Below are 20,331 nucleotides of genomic sequence, written 5' to 3'. Positions count from 1 at the left end.
TCAATAGTGAATTGCTTGACCAAAGGCATCCAGAACGCCCTCATGGACTGTTTCGAAGAGGGTTGGGTGTGCAAAGACAGTGTGCATGATTTCGACCTCTGTCGTTTCCAAGTTCATCGCAACGACATAGTTGTGGATGAGTTCCGTGACTTCTGCTCCCACCATGTGGGCGCCGAGCAATTGCCCGGTCTCCCGGTCAAAAATCGTTTTGACGAGCCCTTCAGGCTCGCTCAAGGCGATGGCCTTGCCATTGCCGATAAAGGGGAAACGGCCGACGCGGACGTCAAAGCCCGCCTCCCGCGCCCGTCTTTCCGTGAGCCCGACCGAAGCCACCTGTGGGTTGCAATAGGTGCATCCCGGGATCTTTCCTTCGTCCAGCGGATGGACGTCGTTGCGACCGGCAATCGCCTCCACGCAAACAACACCCTCATGGGAGGCCTTATGGGCCAGCATAGGGGCGCCCGCGACATCACCGATCGCATAGATGCCCTCGACATTGGTACGGCCGTATCCATCCGTCACGATGATACCCCGCTCGACCTGTACTCCGATGCGTTCCAGACCAATATTCTCGGTGTTGCCGACGACGCCGACGGCCGAGAGCACGCGCTCGACCGTGATTTGGCGCGTGGCTCCTGTACTATCCTCGATTGTAGCAGTGACACTGTCCAACCCCTTGTCGACGCGCGTGACCTTGGCTCCCGTCACAATCTCGATGCCCTGTTTCTCGAAGCGCTTGCGAGCGTGAGCCGCAATCTCTTCGTCCTCAACCGGCAGGATCTCCGGCATGATCTCGACCAGGGTGACGTGCGCGCCCATCGTTCCATAAAAGCTTGCAAACTCGACACCAATCGCGCCCGAACCCACAATGAGGAGCGACTTCGGCATGGTTTGTGGCACCAGTGCCTCGAAATAGGTCCAGATCAGCTTTTGATCCGGCTCAAGACCAGACAGCATTCTCGGCCGCGCTCCGGTTGCAACGATGATATGCTTGGCTTGGTAAACGCCGGCCCCCTCACCTGTAACCGAGACCCGGCCAGGCACTTCGATTCCTGCTGCTCCTTTAATAACAGTAACCTTGTTCTTCCTGAGAAGATGGACAACGCCTTGGTTGAGCTGCCGTGCCACCGCTCGCGAGCGCTTCACGACGTTCGCGATGTCGAAACTCGCACTGTTTACCGTCAGGCCAAACCGTTCAGCATGGACGACATTCTCGTAAACCTCCGAGGAGCGAAGCAGCGCCTTCGCAGGAAGGCAGCCCCAGTTGAGGCAAATGCCACCCAGCTCATCTCGCTCGACCACGGCTGTTTTTAGCCCGAGTTGGGCGGCGCGAATGGCAGCAACGTAACCGCTAGGTCCCGCTCCAATGATGAGAATGTCGAAGCTGTTGTCCGGCATGCCTGCTCTCCTGTAAGAGGTTTGCCACAGTAACGAGGTCTAACCTGGAAGGTTCAGCCAATGTCTTCTTGAGCCACGACCGTCGAAGGCCACGCGCCGCTTCCTCTGACAACTGGGTGTCTTCAGACGTGCTCACCCGCGTCAGGGGATTGAGGGTTCAGGTCGATTCGAACCCCAGCAATCCCGGGACGTTGTTCACGAAATCCCGCTCACTGCATCCCGCAGAGAATCCCGCAACAACAGTTCGAGGTAGCCCATGACGAATTTGTATGACCTGGTGATCATTGGCGGCGGCCCAGGCGGCTATCAGGCCGCACTGCGGGCCGGCCAGCTTGGGATGAAGGTCGCCTGTATCGAGGCGAGAGAGCGCCTCGGAGGTACATGTCTGAATATCGGCTGCATTCCCTCGAAAGCTTTGCTTGAGTCTTCCGAGCGATATGAAGAAGCACTCCATCGCCTCGGCGTTCATGGAGTCGAAGTCACAGGGATTAAACTCAATCTCCAACAGATGATGCGGCACAAGGAAGAGGTTGTTGGCGGACTGGCGAAAGGGATCGAGTTCCTGTTCAAGAAGAACAACGCCGAGCGAATCAGAGGGCTGGGACATATCAAGGCTCCCGATACAGTAGGCGTCGCCCTGAAAGACGGAAGTTATCGCGAGTTGAAGACGAAGACGATCATCATCGCAACCGGGTCGGATGTCGTCAGTCTGCCAGGAGTCGACATCGATGAGGAACGTATCATCTCCTCGACCGGGGCGCTCTCGCTCAAGAATGTCCCGCGACGTCTCGCGGTCGTCGGCGGCGGGGTCATCGGGCTTGAGCTCGGTTCCGTTTGGCGGCGGCTCGGCGCTGATGTGACGGTGATCGAGTACCTCGACCGGATCGCAAATGGCATGGACCTTGAGGTCGCCAAAGGTCTTCACCGCGTTCTTGAGAAGGCAGGCTTCACATTCCGCCTCAGCACCAAGGTTATGAGCCTCGAAAAACGCAGGAACGATCTCGCTTTAACCGTTCAACCTGCTCAAGGGGGCGCCAGTGAGGAGCTTGCGGCCGACGTCGTTCTCGTTGCCATCGGCCGCAAGCCGTTCACGCAGGGGCTTGGTCTGGAGAACGTCGGCGTGGCGCTCGACGAAAAGGGGCGGATTCTCACTGATAACGAGTTCCGAACCAATGTTGAGGGCATCTACGCCATCGGTAATGTGATTGCGGGTCCAATGCTGGCACACAAGGCGAGCGAGGAAGGCGTCGTGCTAGTGGAGCGGCTTGCGGGCATGCGCCCCCATGTGAACTACAACGGGATCCCCAACATCATCTACACTTGGCCGGAACTTGCATCCGTCGGTCACACCGAGGAGGAGGTGAAGGCGCAAGGAGTCAACTACAAAGTCGGACGGTTTCCCTTTAATGCGAATAGTCGGGCACGGGCACAGGGTGAGTTGGATGGTTTGGTGAAGATCGTGGCTGATGCGAATACCGATCGCGTTCTCGGGGCTCACATTCTTGGGCCTGACGCAGGCACCATGATCCATGAAGCCGTCGTTGCCATGGAGTTCGGGGCATCGGCCGAGGATGTCGCTCGCTCTTGCCATGCGCACCCAACCTTGCCCGAAGCCGTTCGCGAGGCGGCACTCGCCGTCGACGGACGGGCCTTGCATATCTAATGGAAACGTGGAGGGGCGCTGGTAACCTCGCCGTGAGGGCTTAGGCGCGACGGAGGTGCGAGTGGGCAGCGTCCAACAACAGAAGCAGGTTTCGGTTTTTGACCTGTTCATCGCCTTTGCGTCGATCGGCTTGATCGGGTTTGGTGGCGTCATGCCTTGGGTGCGGTGGATGATCGTGGAGCGCCGCCGATGGTTGAGCGAGAAGGAATTTCTTGACGTCCTGGCTCTCAGCCAATTTCTCCCTGGCGGCAACGTCATGAACATTGCCGTCTGTGTCGGATCCCGGTTCGCAGGATTTGCAGGTGCGCTGGCCTCGCTGACCGGACTCGTTCTGGCACCGGCATTGATTGTCATAATGCTTGGAGTTGTCTATTCCAACTTCGCGCACGTTCCGGCCGTGCAGGGCATGATCCGGGGAGTGTCGGCGGCGGCTGCCGGACTGGTGATTGCCATGGGTATTCGCTTCATCCTTCCGTTGCGTCGTAATCCTCGGGCCCTTTTGTTCGTTGGTGCAACCGCAGTAGCCGCAGCCGGGTGGCAGATCCCCTTGATCTGGATCCTCGTGTCGCTTTTGCCTCTCAGCATGCTGACGGGCTGGTTCTTTCGCCGATGAGTCCGCGACCTGTTCTCGTTGAACTCGCCGTGCAGTTCGCCTTGCTGTCGGTGATGGCGGTCGGCGGTGTCATTGCCGTCGTGCCGGAGATGCATAAGACCGTTGTCGATATCCATCAATGGATGTCGAGCGAGGCTTTTGCGACCGCATGGGCTCTGGCGCAGGCCGCACCTGGCCCTGGCGTGATCGTAGTGACCCTGATCGGCTGGCATGTGGCTGGCGCGGTGGGTGCGATCGTCGCGACTGTGGCGGTCTGCACGCCTTCGTTCGTGATCACCTACGGCATATCCCGCCTTTGGAGCCGGTATTCCCAACATGAATGGTACAAAGTTTTCGAGCGCGGCATCGTCCCAATCACGGTCGGTCTCATTCTATCGGGGGGCGTCGTCCTGACCACAGCGGCCGCATCCAGCTGGGCAACCTATGGGGTGGTTGCGGCGACAGTGGCCTTCGGGCTGCTCTCCCGGGCAAGCCCCTTGATCGCCTTGGCCGCTGCCGCTGTGATCGGCCTGTTAGGTCTCTTGTGAACCGCGAGCCATCAGCAGGATGGTGCGGCTTGCAACATGCGAGCACGACGACTCCTCCTGAAGACAGAAGCGACCTGGGCAATCGCAAAAGCCTACGCGTCAGGTGCTGCTCGTTGTGCTCTTCCTCGGCACTGAGAACAAGACCTCTGGTTCTGCAATGAGGGGACGATCGACCGGGATCCGTCGCAAGACGCTGTGATTCGAGTTTAGTGCGGCCCAACCCCGGCGCCTCCTGCCTTCCGCTGCCCGAGCGGCAGTGATCATACCTTGGGACCGTTTGTGACCCGAGATACCGGGGCAGCCGGGCTTGCCTGCCACCCCGACCTCCATGCTGGAGGATGCGCAAGATCGCGGGATCGAGCTCACCCCTGGTCATGCCGTCATTCATCTGCGCTCTCCCGCAGGAGACCAGGATGCTATCAGGACAGCCTGAATCTCTCGCTGAAAGATGGTGACGTAGATGATGGCCGCGGCCACGTACACCCAGGCAAGAACGATGTGAACACGTGCGAGCGGCAACGCGAATTGGATGAGGAAGAGGATGAGCAGTGCGAACGCCTTCCAGAGATCGAAACGGAGCGTCATCAGGAGGACGGTTCCGAACAGCGATTGGGCCGCAGTCAAGAAGATTTCTTCGCGCGCGAGCGTTCCGAGGGGCAGCGCTTGCACGTGCCCGGCCCCGAGACTGTAGGCGATCGGGATGGTAGCGATCAGCAAGGTCCACTGGTTGAGCTTGGACGAGATGAGGGTGCCGAGGCCCATGGCCGCTGCAATCACTGTGGCTGCCCAAATATAGGCCGTCAGACTTTCTGGAAACTCGGACAGGAACGGCGCGAGCCACTGAATCAACGCGAATTGACTGATACCAAAGCTGCGGGCAACAGCCAGGACCGCATCGAGGAAGGGTTCGGCCCCGACGTAAAGGACGAAGGCGCCGAAGCTGAAGAAGAACCCGATGGCTGTCCATTTTCGCGCTTTCGGCATGGCCTTGGTGGTGGCCGGAATTCCGATGGCCTCCTTGGCGGCCTCGCCGCCTTCTTCCATCTCCGGCTCATGGCGATGCAGCATCGTCCAGATGTAGGCGCCATAAATAGCGATCAGGACCGCGGAGTCGAGAAGCGAGAGTGTCCCCTTCAGCACGATCACGAACGCATACAGCGATGCGCCGAGCAGGAAGGTGACAGGAATCCCTTGTTCCCGCGAGAGCGCAATGGTCGTGTAGCGCTGCCCGCGGCTGCGGGCTGCAAGCGCGGCCGTGAAGAGGATGAGTGGCCAACCAAACCCGAGCAGGAGCCGATTGGCTCCCGTCATGGAGGCCGCCGCGAGCTCGATCTGCTGACGATAGGCGAGGATGGCCTCGAACGTGTATTCCGGGGCGACCTCGATGAGGGCCAGGATGGCGAGCGCAATACCCTGCGGCATGCTCCCCTCGAGCGACTCGACGCCCCAGGACAGAGTGAATGAGGCTGCGACGATTGCCAGTCCGGTGGCCGCGGCGACGATGGAAGTCGAATCCGTGCCGGCTCCCAGGAAACGGACGGCCACCAATGGAACCAGCGTCGCCGTCGCGATCCCGATCGTCAGCCATTGACGCGGCGTGTAGGCATACGTGGCGGTTGGGTGAGCCATTCGAGGTGCGTCCGTGTGGTCCATGCATTTTGCCTCAGCCCCTCAAGGCGCGCCTCTGCTGAGGCCAGCCCAATGGCAGGGAGATCCATCCGGCGGATAATTCAAACACCTGTTAAAATGTTCAGGGAAGGTGGTGGGCAAGCGCCTCGATACAACATTGTTTGTGGTTCAATGAAACATTATACAGGCATGAGCCTGTGCACGCACCGAGGCCCGTGCAAGTCATTCCTGTGGCTGCTTAAGACCCGTCATTGCCTCCAGCACGGCTCCCGCCGGATCGCTCAAACGGGATCACCGAGATACCTCCGCCTCGCTCCAGCACAGCGAACTTAATCTGGTCGATACGCTCCAGTCCCCGCCTGTGGCGCGCCGCCTCAAGGATGTCTGCCTCGTCAAGCCGTGCACTTGCCATGCGGTCAGGCAGGAGACGTCCGTGGGCCACAACGACAAGGGGGAGGCCGTTCACGACTTTGTCGAACCGGCGAAATCGCCCGCATAACAGTGCCAGCAGGGCATTGAGCAGGACCAGGGTGCCGATCACCAGGAAAGCTGTTGTGAACGAGTTATCGTTTGCAAGCAACGCCTGCTGCGTAGCCTCGCTGATGATCAACAGGAGCACAAAATCGAAGGTGCTGGTTTCGGCAAGCGCCCGGCGTCCCGCGACCCTGAACAGGACCAGCAGAAGGCCGTACATGGCTGCGGTGCGGATGACGGATTCCATAAAATGACCTTGACCTCAGGGATAGACGAATTGAACCAATGGAAGCTTGGAGCTGTCGACCACGACTGCGCCCCGGACGAGACCAGGACGCGAGGGCGACAAAGTCAGCGTGACGAGGGTGCGGTCCCCTGCTTGACCGGGATCGAAGCCGAAACGTATAGTTTTTTGGAACACAAGCGTCTGTTCAGGCTCAGGCACAACACGGTCAATACGCATATCCTTAAGGTAGTCGCCCGACAGCGACAGCCACTGCAGGCCTGATGGGTTGGCGGCTGTGAGCCGGACCTCCACGATGGTAGGAGTATCGTTGCGGGTGAAGCGGTCGTACCGGACTGCGAGGGCACCTGATGGGACCTGGGCCTCAACGCGGCTGAGCCAGCCCTCGCCGAACAGGCCCAGTAGCGCCGCACCCACAAAGCCGGCTAGTATGGCCCAGCCGCTGCGCTCGAACCGCCAGAGAACCCGCTGCATCGGCAGATCCTCATCAATGTGGAGGTCCGCGAGATGCTTTGAAGACAGTGGTTCACAGCGCATCCTTTCCTCCGTTCCAGGCGGACTTTCCCTCAGGAACGCACCGACCCCGGAATCTTACTATAATCAAATATGTCTTCAAATGTTCATAGGAGTATCATGACACGAGTCCTTCTTGATGAGGAGCGCGCGGCGGAGCTTGCGGAAATCTTTCGCCTGCTCGGTGACGCGAATCGCCTCCGCATCGCAGTAGCGTGCCTGGACCAGCCGCTTTGCGTGAGCGACATCGCGCAACAGGTCGGCCTGTCAGCTTCTCTCGTCAGCCATCATCTCCGGCTCCTGCGGGCCGCCCGGTTCGTGCGGGCCCATAAGGAAGGCAAGCAGGTCTTCTACGTTTCGGCTGACGAGCAGGCACGCTGTGTGATCAAAGACATGGTCAGCCATGTTGGTGCACATCGGGACGCGACGGATGACGAAGGCTGACGCTGGTGGGGCTCGCAGCCCAGGTGGAAACCTGGTCCACCCCAAAGCCGTGCAGCGGGTTTTGCTGTGCACGCTGGCTCTTGCTCGGATTAGGCAGGTTGCCGCGGTTTCGGGGCATGTGATCCTAAACCGCGTCCAGTTTGAGAACCATGGTTTTTGGGCTTGGATTGGCGGCGGGCGTTCCCATCTGAGGCACTTTCCTTGACATGGTCGGTCTCATGCTACGGGTTGATTGTGAACGCTGGGGTCAAACACCGGATGACCTGCGGCGGTTGGCGCTGAACGCGCCTCATGCGCGCACCCGCGAGCGCGCACTCGCCCTCTACGACATTGCTCAAGGAAGCTGTGCCACACAGGTAGCGGCACGCACTGGGCGCCATCCGCAGACCGTGATGGGCTGGTTGCATGCCTATCACGCACAGGGCCCTGCGGCCCTGACCTATGGCCGCACCGGCGGCCGTCCCCCCTTTGCGCCCGGACCGCGGCCAGTCTCGGTGAGGTCGTGCGCACGGCCCAGGGTGCGGTGGCCGCGCCGCCCTTAGACGGTGCTGATCCGGCTCCCCGCTTCACCCTCAAGCGCCTGGTGGCGTTCGTGCACGAGCGCTCAGCGTCTGTCGCGAGACCATCCGGGCGGTCCTGCACCGCCTTGCGCTGTCCTGGAAGAAGGCCAAAAAGTTGCTCGGCCGCGCGGATCCGGAGCACCGACAGGCTTTCCTCGACCGCCTCCAGGACCTGTTGGCCGGTGCCCAGCGCGACCACCACCTCCTGGTCTATCTTGATGAGGCTCACATTCACCAGGACACAGATCTTGGTTATGGCTGGGGCACCCGGGGCGAGCGGCTGTGGGTGGCCTCCAGCTCGCCCAGGCTCTCGGCCAAGGTGTCGTTCTATGGTCTTTATCTCTACAACGAGGGCGAGGTCCGGCTGTGGCCCTATGCCCGCGCCAACGGAGAGCACACGATCGAGGTGCTGCGCCGGCTGCGGGCCGAGGTGTCCGACCGCAAGATCATTCTGCTGTGGGACGGAGCACCCTACCATCGCGCTCAGGCGGTTCGGGCGCAGGCCTCTGATCTGAACATCACGCTTGTACCCTTACCCGGCTACAGCCCCGACCTGATGCCGGTGGAGGCGCTCTGGCGCTGGCTGCGCGAGGACGTCACCTATCACCACTGCCACAGCAGCCCGGACGATCTCACCCGGCGCGTTGCCGCTTTTGAAACCCGCATCAACACGGATCCATGCGCCCTGGCCGATCGCCTCTGGGTCAAGGATCAACTCGATCCCAAGGAGGAAGAACTACGATTCCCAAAATAGACGCGGTTTAGCTGCTCCCCAGTAGCCGACGCCGTTGACCATCGGCAGCCCCGAACAAGCCTTGACGGCGACAAAGGCCAGCCAATATTCAAACGTATGTAAAAATGTTTTATTGATCCGCGGGGGTGTCGAGCCACGATCTTTGTTCCCTCGCCCCGCGCGGAGCGACACAGGACGGGGCCATGAGCGAAAGCCCGTTGGGGCTGATCCTCGACGCCCACAGGGCGCGAAAGCAGGATCCGGCCCGGACGGGCTGGCGCCAGCATCGTCGCTTTCGTGAAATGGTGGCGTATGCCCATGCGAACTCGCCTTACTATCGCGAGCTCTACCAGGCCCTGCCTGAACAGATCGACGCCGTCGGATCGGTGCCGACGACCGACAAGAAGCGGTTGATGGCGCGCTTCGATGACTGGGTCACCGATCGGGACGTGACGCTGGACAGGATCCGCGCCTTCATTGATGACCCGGGGTGTATCGGCGAGCCATTTTTGGGCCGCTACACGGCGGCCACGACATCCGGCACCACCGGGACACGCGGGATCTTCCTGATGGACGACCGCAGCATGGCCGTGACGGGCGTCCTCGCCCTGCGGATGCTGGGCGACTGGCTGCGTCCTGCCGATGTTGTGCGAATCCTTGTCGGTAGGGGGCGGATGACGATGGTGATCGCAATCGGGGGCCACTTTGCCTCGGCGGTGGCGGCGGCCCGTCTGCACCAACGACGCGGTGATGCGCTTCAGGTGCTGCCGGTCGAGATGCCGCTGCCCGAGCTGGTCGCGCAGCTCAACCGGTTCCAACCGGCCGTTCTTGCTCCTTACGCCAGCGTGGGTGCGCTTTTGGCGACGGAGCAGGAGACCGGCCGGCTGCGGATCGACCCGGCGATGGTGGTCCTGTCGGCTGAAGGTCTGCCAGGTGCTGAGTATCGCCGCATCGGCAAGGCCTTCGGCGCGGTGGTCCGCGACAGCTACGCGGCCACCGAATGTCCGTTCCTCAGCTACCGCTGCGAGCATGGCTGGCTGCACGTGAACAGCGACTGGGCCATGCTGGAACCTGTCGATGCGGATCATCGGCCTGTCTGGCCGGGCGAACCGTCGCATACGGTCCTTCTGAGCAATCTCGCGAACCGGGTGCAGCCGATCCTCCGCTACGACCTTGGGGACAGTGTCCTGCAGCGGTCGGATCCATGTCCCTGCGGGAACCCGCTCCCGGCGATCCGGGTGCAGGGTCGCGCTGCCGACGGGCTGACCTTCGCCACCGAGCGTGGCGGGACAGTGACCCTGCCACCGTTGGCGTTCGGCATGCTGGTCGAACGAATCCCAGGACTGGAGCTCGTTCAGATTGTCCAGACGACCCGGACGAGCCTTCGCGTGCGCCTGCTGATCACCGCCGGGGCTGACCCTGATCGCACCTGGACGGCAGTCCATGCTGAGCTGACCCGGGTATTGGCCGCCCAGGGACTTGGCCACGTGACGGTTGAACGGGACCAGCACCCTCCCGAACGGTTAACGGGCGGCAAGATCCGGGAGATCATCCCGCTGCGCTGGTGATTGACCGGAACAGCGGTCCTCGCGGTGATCCAAAGGCGGGTGGCAGACTTGACACCCGCTCGGGAATGGAGAGTTCATATGCCTGTTGAAATGTTTTAGTGACTTCGATGACCGGTCGCTCTCAATAACGACCGCGCCATTGAGCTGGCGGCGATCTTCCGCCTGTTCGGCGATGCCAACAATCAGACGCCGCGAGGCGGGAGCGGTGATCGCCGCGACGGCACGCGGTCCTTTCGGCGAAAAATCGCAGCTCAAGGCCACAGGTGCGGTCCCTCTTCAGGAAAACTCATATGTCCTTCGATCAGGAGCAAAGGTCGATCGTCCTGCAAAGCGCCCTTGCCGTACTGCTGTCGGCTGCAGTGCTCGGTGCCGGCTACCTGTGGCTGCCGCCGGACGGCGTCGGCATTACGCTCGCGATGAACGTGGCTGACCGCCTCGCCTTCGCGCTCAAGTGGGATCTCCTGATGTTCCTATGGCTCGCCGGCTGCGTCGGCGGGGTGGCGCAGGGGCGGTTCTGGAATTCGGTTGACCGCAAGGGTTCGGCATTCGCCCCGCCGGGACCGGCGATTGCCGTCCGCGCTGCCGTGCTTCACAATTCGCTCGAGCAGACGGTGCTGGCCGTCGGTGCGCACCAGATCCTCGCGACGGTCCTGCGCGGTGCGGAGCTGGTTCTGATCCCCCTCCTCGTCCTGCTGTACCTGGTCGGGCGCGCGACGTTCGCGGCCGGCTATACGGCAAGCCCGATCGCCCGCGCCTTCGGAATGGCCCTGACCGGCGCTCCGATTGCCTTCGCTTATGTCCTCGCGGCCGGGCTGATCCTAACCGGCCGCTGATTGCACGAGATGGGACGGCCGCAATGAGCAGTCTGCTCGACGAGGACGGAGCGGCCGGCGTAGCCGCCATCGTCGGCCTGAAGCCTCTCTCGAATGTCGACCCCTGAATGTGCCAGCGGCACTCCCCTGCACGGGTGATTGGCCGCACCCAAGGTCCTCGCAACGGCAATCCGGAAGCGGGCAACGGACTTGACACCGGATCGGGAATGAATAATTCAAACGTCCATTGAAATGTTTTAGCGAGTTCGATGACTGGTCTTTCTCTCAACGACGACCGCGCGGTCGAGCTGGCGGAGATCTTCCGCCTGCTCGGCGATGCCAACCGGCTGCGAATTGCGGTCGCCTGCCTGACGGAGCCGCTGTGCGTAGGCGACATTGCCCAGCAGGTGGGGCTGTCCCCGTCGCTCGTCAGTCACCACCTGCGCCTCCTGCGGGCGGCCCGGTTCGTGCGATCACAGAAACGAGGCAAGCAGGTGTTCTACGGCGCCAGTGACGAGCACGTGCGTTGCGTCATCCGAGACATGGTGGCTCACGTCGCCGAACAGCAGCTAGGAACGGAGTACGATGATGACGAACGCTAGCCTCGAAGCGACGCGCGACACCGGAGACGGCCGGCGCCCGTTACGCCGGTTCAAGGTCGAAGGACTGGATTGCCAGAATGAGGTGCGCCAGCTCAAGGCTGCGGTTGGCCCTCTCGTCGGCGGGGACGACAAGCTCATCTTCGACACGAAGGCCGGCCTGATGGAAGTCCAGAACGACACTGTCGGCATTGATGCCATTGCGGCGGCCGTCGCCGGCACCGGCATGCGCGCCATGCCCTGGCCAGCAGCTCAGGATGAGCCGCTTCGGTTCGAGGTCCAGGGCCTCGACTGCCAGAACGAAGTACGTCTCCTCCGGGCAGCCGTTGGTCCCCTGGTGGGCGAAGAGAGGCTGAGCTTTGACACCAAGCAGGGCATCATGCTCGTCGCGCCCCAGGGCGAGGCCACGCCAGATGCCATCGCAGCGGCCGTGGCGACGACCGGCATGCAGGCCAGGCTCAGTCCGTCCGCCCCCGCGAGTTCGACGACGTTTCGGGTTCGCGGCCTCGACTGCCAGAACGAGGTCCGGCAGCTCAAGGCCGCCGTTGGTCCCCTCGTCGGTGGAGAGGACAAGCTTTCCTTCGATACGAAGCAGGGCCTGATGACGGTTGCGCCACAGGCCCTCGCGACCATCGCCGCAATCCGCGATGCGGTTGCATCGACCGGTATGGCGGCCGAGCCCGCTGACTCAGGTGAGGCGAGCCCCGCGATACCGCTCGCGGGCGAGGCGTCCTGCACGACCTGCTCGGGTGAGCAGGCGTTGACCGCGCCGGTCCCGGTCACGCTGCCCGGCCAGGTCGTGTTCAAAGTCCATGGCATGGACTGCGGCGACGAGGTTGCAGTCCTCAAGCGCGAAGTCGGACCGTTGGTCGGCGGTGAGGACAAGCTCGCCTTCGATCTGGTCAATGGCCGGATGTCCGTGGCCGGTGCCGCCGACGCCGTCCCGGTGGACCTTGTCGAAAAGGCGATTGCCCGCACCGGGATGACCGCTGAACTCTGGCAGGAGGGCGTGAGGTCCGATGCCGCCGTTGCCGAGGAGCGGCGACGGTGGATGCAGACCGTGCTGACATCAGCAAGCGGCGTGTTCGCCGTGCTGGGCCTCGCCCTGCACGCCGGTCTCGGTGGCGGCATTGCGGTGGCGGTCGGGGCCGAGGAAGCCGCTGGAGGCACGCCATGGCCGGCCATGGCGGCCTACGCGGCGGCGATCCTCTGCGCCGTCCGTTACGTGGCTCCGAAGGCGCTGCTCTCCGCGCGCCGCCTGCGGCCCGACATGAATCTTCTCATGGTCATCGCCGTCGCCGGTGCGGTCGGCATCGGCGAGTGGTTTGAGGCGGCGACCGTCTCGTTCTTCTTCGCCCTGGCTCTCGCGCTGGAGGCTTGGAGCCTGGGCCGGGCGCGACGGGCCGTCGCCGCGCTGATGGAACTCGCCCCGCCCGTGGCTCGCGTCCGGTCGAGCGACGGGTCGGAGCGGGAGGTGCCGGCGGCCGACGTCGCGGTCGGAGCCCGGGTGATCGTGCGGCCAGGCGACAAGATCCCGCTCGATGGACAGGTGGTCGCGGGCGAGAGCGAGGTCAACCAGGCCCCGATCACCGGCGAGAGCGTTCCGGTCCCGGTGGCACCCGGCAGCGGCGTGTATGCCGGCACAATCAACGGCGAGGGCGCGCTCGAGATCGAAACGACCAAAGCTGCGCAGGACACCACGCTGGCCCGCATCATCCGCATGGTCGGGTCGGCCCAGAGCCGCCGGGCGCCGAGCGAGCAGTGGGTCGAGCGCTTCGCCCGGGTCTACACTCCGGTCGTGATGGTGCTGGCCGTGGCGGTGTTTCTGGTTCCACCGCTGTTGCTCGGTGGCGGCTGGGAGGTGTGGTTCTACCGCGCCCTCGTGCTCCTGGTGATCGCCTGCCCGTGCGCACTTGTGATCTCAACCCCAGTCACCATTGTGGCCGCGCTCGCGGGCGCCGCGAAGCAGGGCGTCCTGGTCAAGGGCGGTGTCCACCTGGAGACACCGGCGAAGCTCCAGGCGATCGCCATGGACAAGACCGGCACTCTCACCGAGGGGCGGCCCAAGGTGGTCGAACTGGTGCCGCTCGGCGGCCACAGCCGGACGGAGCTCTTGCAGCTTGCGGCCGCGCTCGAGGCCCGCAGCGAGCATCCGCTTGCAAGAGCCATCCTCGCACAGAGCGCTGAGGACGGTGTCACAGTGGAGCCCGCCACCGATGTTCAGGCGCTGCGGGGCAAGGGCGTCATCGGACGCCATAGCGGACGTATGGCTTGGCTCGGATCCCGGTCCTACCTTGAGGAGCAGAGTGTCCAACTGGTTCAGAAAGGAAAGCTCCAGAAAGTCGATGTGACCGGCATCCTTCACCAGGCAGACACGCTCGCCGGGGCTGGGCGCACCGTTGTGGCGGTCGGCGATGATGTCTCGGTTCGGGGGCTGATCGCCATCGCCGACGCCGTGCGGCCAGAAGCCAAGCGGATCGTCGCCGATCTGCATGCAGCCGGGATCAAGCATGTCGTCATGCTCACGGGTGACAACCGCGCGACGGCCCAGTCGATCGCGCGAGAAACCGGCGTCGACGAGGTCCAGGCCGAGCTTCTGCCCGAGCACAAGGTTGAGGCGGTCGAAAAGCTCGTGAAGGAGCACGGCACCGTCGCCATGATCGGCGACGGCGTCAATGACGCACCGGCCATGGCCCGGGCCAACATTGGCGTTGCCATGGGCGCGATGGGAAGCGACGCCGCCATCGAAACGGCGGACGTGGCCCTGATGGCGGACGACCTGTCAAAGCTGCCGTGGCTCATCCGCCACTCGAAGGGAACGCTGGCGATCATCCGGCAGAACATCGGCTTCTCGCTGGCGGTCAAACTGCTCTTCACCGGTCTGACGGTGTTCGGCTTGGCGTCACTGTGGGGCGCCATCGCTGCGGACGTTGGAGCGTCCCTGCTCGTTGTCCTCAACGGCCTGCGTCTGCTCCATCGCGGGCAGACTGCCTGATCGGGGATAAGCAGTGCTTCCCGGCATCCGCAGCGGATCCCGCGACGCACTTGGCCGACATGGCTGAGTGCGCCGCGGTCTAGAGCATCGTGCGAAAAAGTGAACCTGGTTTTCCGCAAGAACGATGCTCTCATTCAAAAAGGAAGCATCGGACCCAAAAGTGGGTCCACTTTTGGGTCCGATGCTGTAGCCCGTCTCTGCAAAGGATGAGCGGGCCTGTCAGTGAACTCTGGAGCCCTTCATCCGGGGTCGGGAACATCACAATGAGCGACGGTCACCCCCCAAACTTCGTTCCCGCCGCCGGCTTCCACCGGTTGACCGGGCTCTACGACCCGGTGCTGACCGCCGTGATGCGCGAACGCTCCTGGAAGGGTTGGCTCGTCAAGCAGGTCTCACCACAGCCGGGGCAGTCCATTCTCGATCTCGGGAGCGGCACGGGAACACTAGCCCTCATGCTGCAGCAGGCCTGTCCTGACGCCACGATCATCGGCGTCGACGCGGACGCCGACATCCTGGCACGGGCCCGCGCGAAGGCCGCCCGAGCTGGGGTGACACTCGCCCTCCACCACGGCCGCATCGATGATCCCGACCTCGTCCCGATCCTTGGGTCGGCGAGCTTCGACACGATCGTCTCAAGCCTCGTCTTCCATCACCTCGATCGGGTGGCCAAACGGCGGGCCCTGCACAACGCCGCCGCCTTGCTGCGGCCGGGCGGCACCATCCACATTGCCGATTGGGGACAGCCGGCCAACCCGCTCCTGCGCCTCCTGTTCTACCCGGTCCAGGTGCTCGACGGTTTCGCCAATACCGCCGACAATGTGAAGGGCCTGCTGCCCCAGTTCATGCGTGAGGCAGGCCTTCAGGAGGTACGCGAGTCCCGCCGCGTTGCCACTGTATTCGGCAGTCTTTCCTTTTATGAAGCGGTGCGACCTTGAAGCCGCTTATTAGTTTCGATCCGAATGGGACCTGGCGTGCAGCGGCGCTGCTCGGGCTCGCAACGAGCACCTATTCGACGTTGGTTGCAAGCCTCGGCGCCGGCCCGCTCGCGGGTCGCGACGTGGCCGTCGACTGGATGATCGTCGGCACGATCCCGCTGCGCGCGTCCGCCATCAACGCAGTGCCGACCTGGAATGCGATCATCGCGGGTCTTCTTACGCATCAAGCGGCGGACTTCGGCTGGACGCTGGTGTTCTTCGGCCTTCTCGGACGCTGGACAAGCCGTCTTCGGCCCGGTCCCCTGCTCATGCTGGCGCTCCCGTGGGCTGCGGCCACGTCGGCGGTCGAGTACTTTATTGTCCTGCCCTGGGCGCAGCCGCTCTTCGTGCTTGAGCAGCCCTACTGGGTTGGCCTGGCGGTGCATGCCACGTCGAGCTTCGGCTATCCGCTCTTCCCGTGGCTCCGCGGCCGGTTCGTCCTGCATCGCGACCTGCCGGGGAGCCGCGGTGGACGGCGCTGGGCCAGCGTCATGGCGACGGTTGCGTTCATCGTCACCCTGGCCGCCATGTTCCACTCTATGAGCCTGGCGCCACCCTGGCCCGGGCTCGACGTGCCGGCCCACACGGAGCAGCGCGCTTTCCTGCAACGGATGACAGCGCATCATGAGCTCGGCACGATTCTGGCCGGATTCGCACAGCAGAAGGGCTCCGGTGCGAAAGGCAGCGTGGCCGATCTCAGCCTGCACGACCTTGGCGAGCTCATGGTCGTGGTGCAGGAGAGCGAGATCCGTATCATGAATGCCTACTGGCGCAGCTGGTATGGCGGAGACGTGCCGGTCCTGCAGGGCGAGGAGCATCATATCATGCCCGGTATGCTAGAACCGGCGACCGTTGCGCAACTTGAGGCCGCGGCGCCAGGACCAGAGTTTGAACGCTTCTTCCTCACCGTCATGGCCGAGCATCATCGCGGCGCGGTTCTGATGGCCAACGATGCTCTCTCTCGCATGGCGGATCTGCGCCTCAAGGCGCTTGCTAGCGCGATCAGCCATGCCCAGCGCGGGCAGCTCGCGATTATGGACAGTCTGGCTGCGCGTCTCGGGCCACTCAGCATTCAAAGGAAGCCACATCCTTGATCGAAAGCATCGCTTTGGCCGCACTCCTGGGCCTTGTTGAAGGCCTGACAGAGTTTGTTCCGGTCTCCTCGACGGGCCATCTCATCCTGCTGGTCGATATTCTTGGCTTCCAGGGTCCGCCCGGAAAAGTGTTCGAGATTGTCATCCAGCTCGGGGCCATTCTGGCCGTGTGCTGGGTGTACCGCGCGAAGCTGCTCGGCGTCCTGCTCGGGCTGCCGCATCAACCCCGCGCCCGGCGGTTTGCCCTTCTCGTCTTGCTCGCGTTTTTGCCCGCTGCCGTCATCGGCGCCCTCGCCCATGGGTTCATCAAGGGCGTGCTGTTCTCGCCCTGGGTCGTGGCGGTGAGCCTCATTGCCGGTGGCCTGGCGATCCTCGCCATTGAGCGAGCCGTCGTGGATGGTCCCGCACGCGAGCCGAACGTGGACCAGCTCCGATACGGCACGGCACTGAAGATCGGGTTTTTCCAGACCCTCGCCATGGTTCCGGGGGTCTCGCGCTCCGGCGCCACCATCATGGGCGCTCGGCTCCTGGGGGTCGACCGGCCGACAGCCGCCGAGTTCTCGTTCGTTCTGGCCATTCCGACCATGCTCGGTGCGACGGTCTTCGACCTCTACCGGAGCCGTGCAGCGCTCGATACGGACGGGGCACTCGTCATAGCCGTGGGGTTCGGGGTGGCCTTCCTCGCGGGACTGCTGGTTGTTCGGAGACTGGTCGCTTTCGTGGCTCGGCATGGCTTCGCGCCCTTCGCCTGGTACCGCATTGCAGTCGGGACGGCGATGCTCAGCCTTCTGGTGGTTCGATGATCGTTCGTACAGGTAGGACAGTCAGGTGGCGGTAGACATTTCCAGCATCGGCCTTGCGACGGCGTTCGCCGCCGGAGCCATCTCGTTCCTCTCGCCATGCGTGCTCCCGCTCGTGCCGGGATACGTCTCTTATGTCGCCGGCCAGAACATCGGTGCCGAGCGGCGAAACCTTCGCACGCTGGGCCTGAGCCTCTGCTTCGTGTTCGGCTTCTCCACGATCTTCGTGGCCTTCGGCGCCGGAGCGAGCGCCATGGGCTCGGCGCTGAATGCGTTCCGGTACGAGCTGAACCTGATCGGTGGTCTCGTCGTGATCGCATTCGGCCTGTTCACGATGGGGCTCATCCGATTGTCCTGGCTTCAGCGTGAGCTGCGCTGGCATGGCGATCCGCCCGGGCGCGGTCCGGTCGCTGCTTATCTGCTCGGGATGGCCTTCGCCTTTGGATGGACGCCCTGCATCGGGCCCGTTCTGGGAGCCATTCTCGCCATCACCGCATCATCCTCAGGGGCGAGCGGTGTCACGCTGCTGGCTGTGTATTCTCTTGGCTTGGGCGTGCCGTTCGTCCTCGCCGCTCTGTTCCTGTCCGGTTTCGTGGCCCGTCTGGGGACGCTGAGGCGGACCGGACGCACACTCCAGCTCGCTGCCGGCGGCGTGATGATCACGATGGGAGCACTCATGATCACGGGCCGCATGGCCGACGTGGCGATTTTCTTTCTCGAGATGTTTCCGGCGCTCGGCCGCATCGGCTGAATGCCAATCCTTTTGCTCGTGAGGTTCTGAAGCTAATGCTCCGATATGGACTTTCTCTCGCTGCCGCATGGGTCGTGCTCGATCATGCGACTAAGTGGTGGATCCGCGACTGGGTCATGAACCCGCCGCGCATCATTCCGATCACCGACTTCTTCAACCTCGTGCTTGGGTACAATACCGGAGTGAGCTTCGGCGTGCTCGGCGGCACGAACCTGCCACCCTGGGTCCTGTCTCTGGTCGCATTTGTCATCGCGGCGGGGCTAACGGTGTGGCTCGCTCGCGCCGGGGGCCGGCTCGTGGCGACGGCCCTTGGCCTGCTCATCGGAGGTGCGCTCGCCAACGGCACCGATCGCCTCATCCATGGCGCCGTAACCGACTTCCTGGATTTCCATCTCGCGGGGTGGCACTGGCCCGCATTCAACATGGCGGACGTGGGCGTGGTCTGCGGGGCAGGCCTCCTCATGCTCGACAGCCTCGTCCACCCCAGCGGACATCCCGTGGAGCGCGCCGCCACGCCGGACCAACGTGTCTCAAAAGGTGTCCAGTTCCCACAAAGGGGCACAGCTCAAGCCAAGGATAAGACATGAGTATGAACACAAGCTGTCGCTTTTGCGTCGCTCAGCTAACCCGCTCCAGTGCGCGACAATCGAATGGGAGCATCGAGGACGAGGCGCCAAGGAGATGAGACGCGACCTTTTCGGCATCGAGAGATCTCAGGCCGTAAAAGCCTGGCAAATGAGCTCAGTGACATGGGGATAACGACAAGCGGGCTCGATCACCAGGAACCCTGGTGGAAGGCCGGGGCTCACAGGCTACTCCAGACCGTTGGCCTGATGGCGCCGATCGGAAGTATGCTCGCAGCTTGCAGCGTCACGGTTCCGATTGCACCGGTAACCGCAAGAGGATCGCAAGCGGACGCGATACCGGCCGCCCTGCTTGCACTTGCACCCCAGCTGTCTGGCGAGGACTGGCGCCGCGCGCGAGGTGCACTCGGGATTGCACTCGATCCGCGCGGAAATGGCGCGCCCGTACATTGGGACAATCCGGAAAGCGGGGTCGACGGGAGCTTTCGATCAGCGGGCGAACCGGTCGTCGTAGACGGTGAGGTCTGCCGGGCGTTCGCCGGCACGATCCGGAAGATGCCTCGAGGTTTGTCGTTCCGTGGAACCGCTTGCCGTCAGTCCAATGACGATTGGGACGTAACCGACATGGAGCCTGGGATCCAAGCGCGCAACGAGATGCAGGCTGGCTCCGATAAGCCGGGCCTTGACCCGAATTAATCGCGGAGGAAACGATGGCGCACGCCAAGACTCGTGCTCCTTGGCTCATCAGATTCGTCGCACGGCTTGGATGGGCGCTGCGTCCGGCCCGTACGCCGAGCCGCGGCCGTAGTCAGCCGAGTGCCATAGGGTGCGCCGACGTCGCAGATGCCTCAGCATCGCTGAGAATAGGCTGCACGATATTGGCGAGCCTGATCGTGCTCCTTCTAGCTCTGAGCAGTGCCACCCCTGCCGATGCCGTCGAGGGTGTTTACAGGAATGCTATGACGAAGGCCGCGATCCTCAGGCGGGCCAAGGGCTTTGCAATATCTTTCGAGACTGGCGCTCGCCGCTGCGGTGGGGCGATCAAAGGAACAGGACAACGTCGGCATAATGACATCCTGTTCCATGGAAGAAGCACCATTGCACGTGACGCTCCCGTCTGTAGGATGACGATCACACCTGTTCGAAACAAGTTGCACGTCCGTGAGGGCCTAGGATGCACGTACTATCACGGCGCTGCATGTGAGTTCGAGGGAATCCTGACGAAACGGTCGAGGCTGGAACCATGGAAGAGACCCTCGAACCCACTCAAACGATACGGCGGCTGTAATGCTACAGTTCACTAGTACTACTGTGTCATAAACTTTGTGTGGCAGCAGGGACATCGTGGGAGCCTTC

General features: G+C 63.0%; 19 protein-coding genes and 1 pseudogene. 16 read left to right on the top strand and 4 right to left on the bottom strand.

Annotated features, from left to right (window positions below):
• Positions 1-1,398: a dihydrolipoyl dehydrogenase gene (lpdA, locus tag OC446_RS20405; RefSeq protein ID WP_262030855.1), complete on the bottom strand. Its 1,398-nt coding sequence runs from the start codon at positions 1,396-1,398 to the stop codon at positions 1-3.
• A 256-nt stretch (positions 1,399-1,654) separates the two neighbouring features.
• Here lpdA (OC446_RS20405) and lpdA (OC446_RS20400) point away from each other — a divergent pair, with 256 nt between their 5' ends.
• From lpdA (OC446_RS20400) to OC446_RS20390, 3 genes are all read left to right on the top strand, one after another.
• A complete protein-coding gene (lpdA, locus tag OC446_RS20400; protein WP_262030854.1) occupies positions 1,655-3,061 on the top strand; it encodes a dihydrolipoyl dehydrogenase in 1,407 nt (468 codons plus the stop codon).
• Positions 3,062-3,122: 61 nt separating this feature from the next.
• Positions 3,123-3,674 (top strand): chromate transporter, encoded by a 552-nt coding sequence (locus OC446_RS20395; protein WP_262030853.1) that lies wholly within the window; start codon positions 3,123-3,125, stop codon positions 3,672-3,674.
• The gene (locus OC446_RS20390) at positions 3,671-4,201 is read left to right on the top strand and encodes a chromate transporter (RefSeq protein WP_262030852.1); all 531 of its coding nucleotides are present in this window, start codon (positions 3,671-3,673) and stop codon (positions 4,199-4,201) included. Before OC446_RS20395 ends, OC446_RS20390 begins: the two co-directional genes overlap by 4 nt.
• Positions 4,202-4,585: 384 nt before the next feature.
• Here OC446_RS20390 and OC446_RS20385 read toward each other — a convergent pair whose 3' ends face one another.
• The 3 genes from OC446_RS20385 to OC446_RS20375 all read right to left on the bottom strand — a co-directional run bounded on the left by OC446_RS20385 (position 4,586) and on the right by OC446_RS20375 (position 7,085).
• Complete coding sequence (locus tag OC446_RS20385; protein ID WP_262030851.1) at positions 4,586-5,830, bottom strand: sodium:proton exchanger; 1,245 nt, start codon at positions 5,828-5,830, stop codon at positions 4,586-4,588.
• A gap of 238 nt (positions 5,831-6,068) precedes the next feature.
• Complete coding sequence (locus OC446_RS20380; RefSeq protein ID WP_262030850.1) at positions 6,069-6,551, bottom strand: DUF421 domain-containing protein; 483 nt, start codon at positions 6,549-6,551, stop codon at positions 6,069-6,071.
• Positions 6,552-6,566: 15 nt separating this feature from the next.
• Positions 6,567-7,085 carry a hypothetical protein gene (locus OC446_RS20375; protein WP_262030849.1) on the bottom strand — a complete coding sequence of 173 codons (519 nt, stop codon included), beginning with the start codon at positions 7,083-7,085 and terminating at the stop codon, positions 6,567-6,569.
• Positions 7,086-7,181: 96 nt separating this feature from the next.
• On the opposite strand from OC446_RS20375, the gene OC446_RS20370 reads away from it, so the two are divergent.
• The 13 genes and pseudogenes from OC446_RS20370 (at position 7,182) to OC446_RS31085 (ending at position 19,671) form a co-directional block, all read left to right on the top strand.
• Positions 7,182-7,505 carry an ArsR/SmtB family transcription factor gene (locus OC446_RS20370; RefSeq protein WP_262030848.1) on the top strand — a complete coding sequence of 108 codons (324 nt, stop codon included), beginning with the start codon at positions 7,182-7,184 and terminating at the stop codon, positions 7,503-7,505.
• A gap of 206 nt (positions 7,506-7,711) precedes the next feature.
• Positions 7,712-8,047: a helix-turn-helix domain-containing protein gene (locus tag OC446_RS31090; RefSeq protein ID WP_410055102.1), complete on the top strand. Its 336-nt coding sequence runs from the start codon at positions 7,712-7,714 to the stop codon at positions 8,045-8,047.
• A gap of 73 nt (positions 8,048-8,120) precedes the next feature.
• Positions 8,121-8,819 (top strand): annotated as a pseudogene (locus OC446_RS20365) (IS630 family transposase); the annotation flags it as partial.
• Positions 8,820-9,001: 182 nt separating this feature from the next.
• Entirely contained in the window at positions 9,002-10,366 is a 1,365-nt protein-coding gene (locus tag OC446_RS20360) for a phenylacetate--CoA ligase family protein (protein WP_262030847.1), read from the top strand.
• A gap of 290 nt (positions 10,367-10,656) precedes the next feature.
• Positions 10,657-11,199 carry an MAPEG family protein gene (locus tag OC446_RS20355; RefSeq protein WP_262030846.1) on the top strand — a complete coding sequence of 181 codons (543 nt, stop codon included), beginning with the start codon at positions 10,657-10,659 and terminating at the stop codon, positions 11,197-11,199.
• Positions 11,200-11,447: 248 nt separating this feature from the next.
• A complete protein-coding gene (locus OC446_RS20350; RefSeq protein ID WP_262030845.1) occupies positions 11,448-11,780 on the top strand; it encodes an ArsR/SmtB family transcription factor in 333 nt (110 codons plus the stop codon).
• Complete coding sequence (locus tag OC446_RS20345; RefSeq protein ID WP_262030844.1) at positions 11,764-14,772, top strand: heavy metal translocating P-type ATPase; 3,009 nt, start codon at positions 11,764-11,766, stop codon at positions 14,770-14,772. Before OC446_RS20350 ends, OC446_RS20345 begins: the two co-directional genes overlap by 17 nt.
• Positions 14,773-15,035: 263 nt before the next feature.
• Positions 15,036-15,707, top strand: a complete 672-nt coding sequence (locus OC446_RS20340; RefSeq protein WP_262030843.1) for a class I SAM-dependent methyltransferase — start codon at positions 15,036-15,038, stop codon at positions 15,705-15,707.
• Positions 15,704-16,840 carry a DUF305 domain-containing protein gene (locus OC446_RS20335; RefSeq protein WP_262030842.1) on the top strand — a complete coding sequence of 379 codons (1,137 nt, stop codon included), beginning with the start codon at positions 15,704-15,706 and terminating at the stop codon, positions 16,838-16,840. Before OC446_RS20340 ends, OC446_RS20335 begins: the two co-directional genes overlap by 4 nt.
• Complete coding sequence (locus OC446_RS20330; RefSeq protein ID WP_262030871.1) at positions 16,840-17,643, top strand: undecaprenyl-diphosphate phosphatase; 804 nt, start codon at positions 16,840-16,842, stop codon at positions 17,641-17,643. The genes OC446_RS20335 and OC446_RS20330 overlap by 1 nt, the downstream gene beginning before the upstream one ends.
• Before the next feature lie 25 nt (positions 17,644-17,668).
• The gene (locus tag OC446_RS20325; protein ID WP_262030841.1) at positions 17,669-18,391 is read left to right on the top strand and encodes a cytochrome c biogenesis CcdA family protein; all 723 of its coding nucleotides are present in this window, start codon (positions 17,669-17,671) and stop codon (positions 18,389-18,391) included.
• Between the two features lie 35 nt (positions 18,392-18,426).
• Positions 18,427-18,978: a signal peptidase II gene (gene lspA, locus OC446_RS20320; protein ID WP_262030840.1), complete on the top strand. Its 552-nt coding sequence runs from the start codon at positions 18,427-18,429 to the stop codon at positions 18,976-18,978.
• A 63-nt stretch (positions 18,979-19,041) separates the two neighbouring features.
• A complete protein-coding gene (locus OC446_RS31085) occupies positions 19,042-19,671 on the top strand; it encodes an RT0821/Lpp0805 family surface protein (protein ID WP_410055104.1) in 630 nt (209 codons plus the stop codon).
• Positions 19,672-20,331 lie beyond the last annotated feature (660 nt).

It is taken from the genome of Microvirga sp. Mcv34 (assembly GCF_024519725.1).
In the GTDB taxonomy this organism is placed as follows: Bacteria; Pseudomonadota; Alphaproteobacteria; order Rhizobiales; family Beijerinckiaceae; genus Microvirga.
Note: the sequence above shows the minus strand (reverse complement) of the source record. Positions and strands in the feature narration are given on the sequence as shown.

What these genes read in the sequence shown, in the direction of transcription:
- OC446_RS20370 (WP_262030848.1), top strand. Translation starts at nt 7,182, where the DNA reads ATGACACGAGTCCTTCTTGATGAGGAGCGCGCGGCGGAGCTTGCGGAA.
- OC446_RS20375 (WP_262030849.1), bottom strand. Translation starts at nt 7,085, where the DNA reads ATGCGCTGTGAACCACTGTCTTCAAAGCATCTCGCGGACCTCCACATT.
- OC446_RS20380 (WP_262030850.1), bottom strand. Translation starts at nt 6,551, where the DNA reads ATGGAATCCGTCATCCGCACCGCAGCCATGTACGGCCTTCTGCTGGTC.
- OC446_RS20385 (WP_262030851.1), bottom strand. Translation starts at nt 5,830, where the DNA reads ATGGCTCACCCAACCGCCACGTATGCCTACACGCCGCGTCAATGGCTG.
- OC446_RS20350 (WP_262030845.1), top strand. Translation starts at nt 11,448, where the DNA reads ATGACTGGTCTTTCTCTCAACGACGACCGCGCGGTCGAGCTGGCGGAG.
- OC446_RS20355 (WP_262030846.1), top strand. Translation starts at nt 10,657, where the DNA reads ATGTCCTTCGATCAGGAGCAAAGGTCGATCGTCCTGCAAAGCGCCCTT.
- lpdA (WP_262030855.1), bottom strand. Translation starts at nt 1,398, where the DNA reads ATGCCGGACAACAGCTTCGACATTCTCATCATTGGAGCGGGACCTAGC.
- OC446_RS20340 (WP_262030843.1), top strand. Translation starts at nt 15,036, where the DNA reads ATGAGCGACGGTCACCCCCCAAACTTCGTTCCCGCCGCCGGCTTCCAC.
- OC446_RS20390 (WP_262030852.1), top strand. Translation starts at nt 3,671, where the DNA reads ATGAGTCCGCGACCTGTTCTCGTTGAACTCGCCGTGCAGTTCGCCTTG.
- lspA (WP_262030840.1), top strand. Translation starts at nt 18,427, where the DNA reads ATGCTCCGATATGGACTTTCTCTCGCTGCCGCATGGGTCGTGCTCGAT.
- OC446_RS31085 (WP_410055104.1), top strand. Translation starts at nt 19,042, where the DNA reads ATGGGAGCATCGAGGACGAGGCGCCAAGGAGATGAGACGCGACCTTTT.
- lpdA (WP_262030854.1), top strand. Translation starts at nt 1,655, where the DNA reads ATGACGAATTTGTATGACCTGGTGATCATTGGCGGCGGCCCAGGCGGC.
- OC446_RS20345 (WP_262030844.1), top strand. Translation starts at nt 11,764, where the DNA reads ATGATGACGAACGCTAGCCTCGAAGCGACGCGCGACACCGGAGACGGC.
- OC446_RS20360 (WP_262030847.1), top strand. Translation starts at nt 9,002, where the DNA reads ATGAGCGAAAGCCCGTTGGGGCTGATCCTCGACGCCCACAGGGCGCGA.
- OC446_RS31090 (WP_410055102.1), top strand. Translation starts at nt 7,712, where the DNA reads ATGGTCGGTCTCATGCTACGGGTTGATTGTGAACGCTGGGGTCAAACA.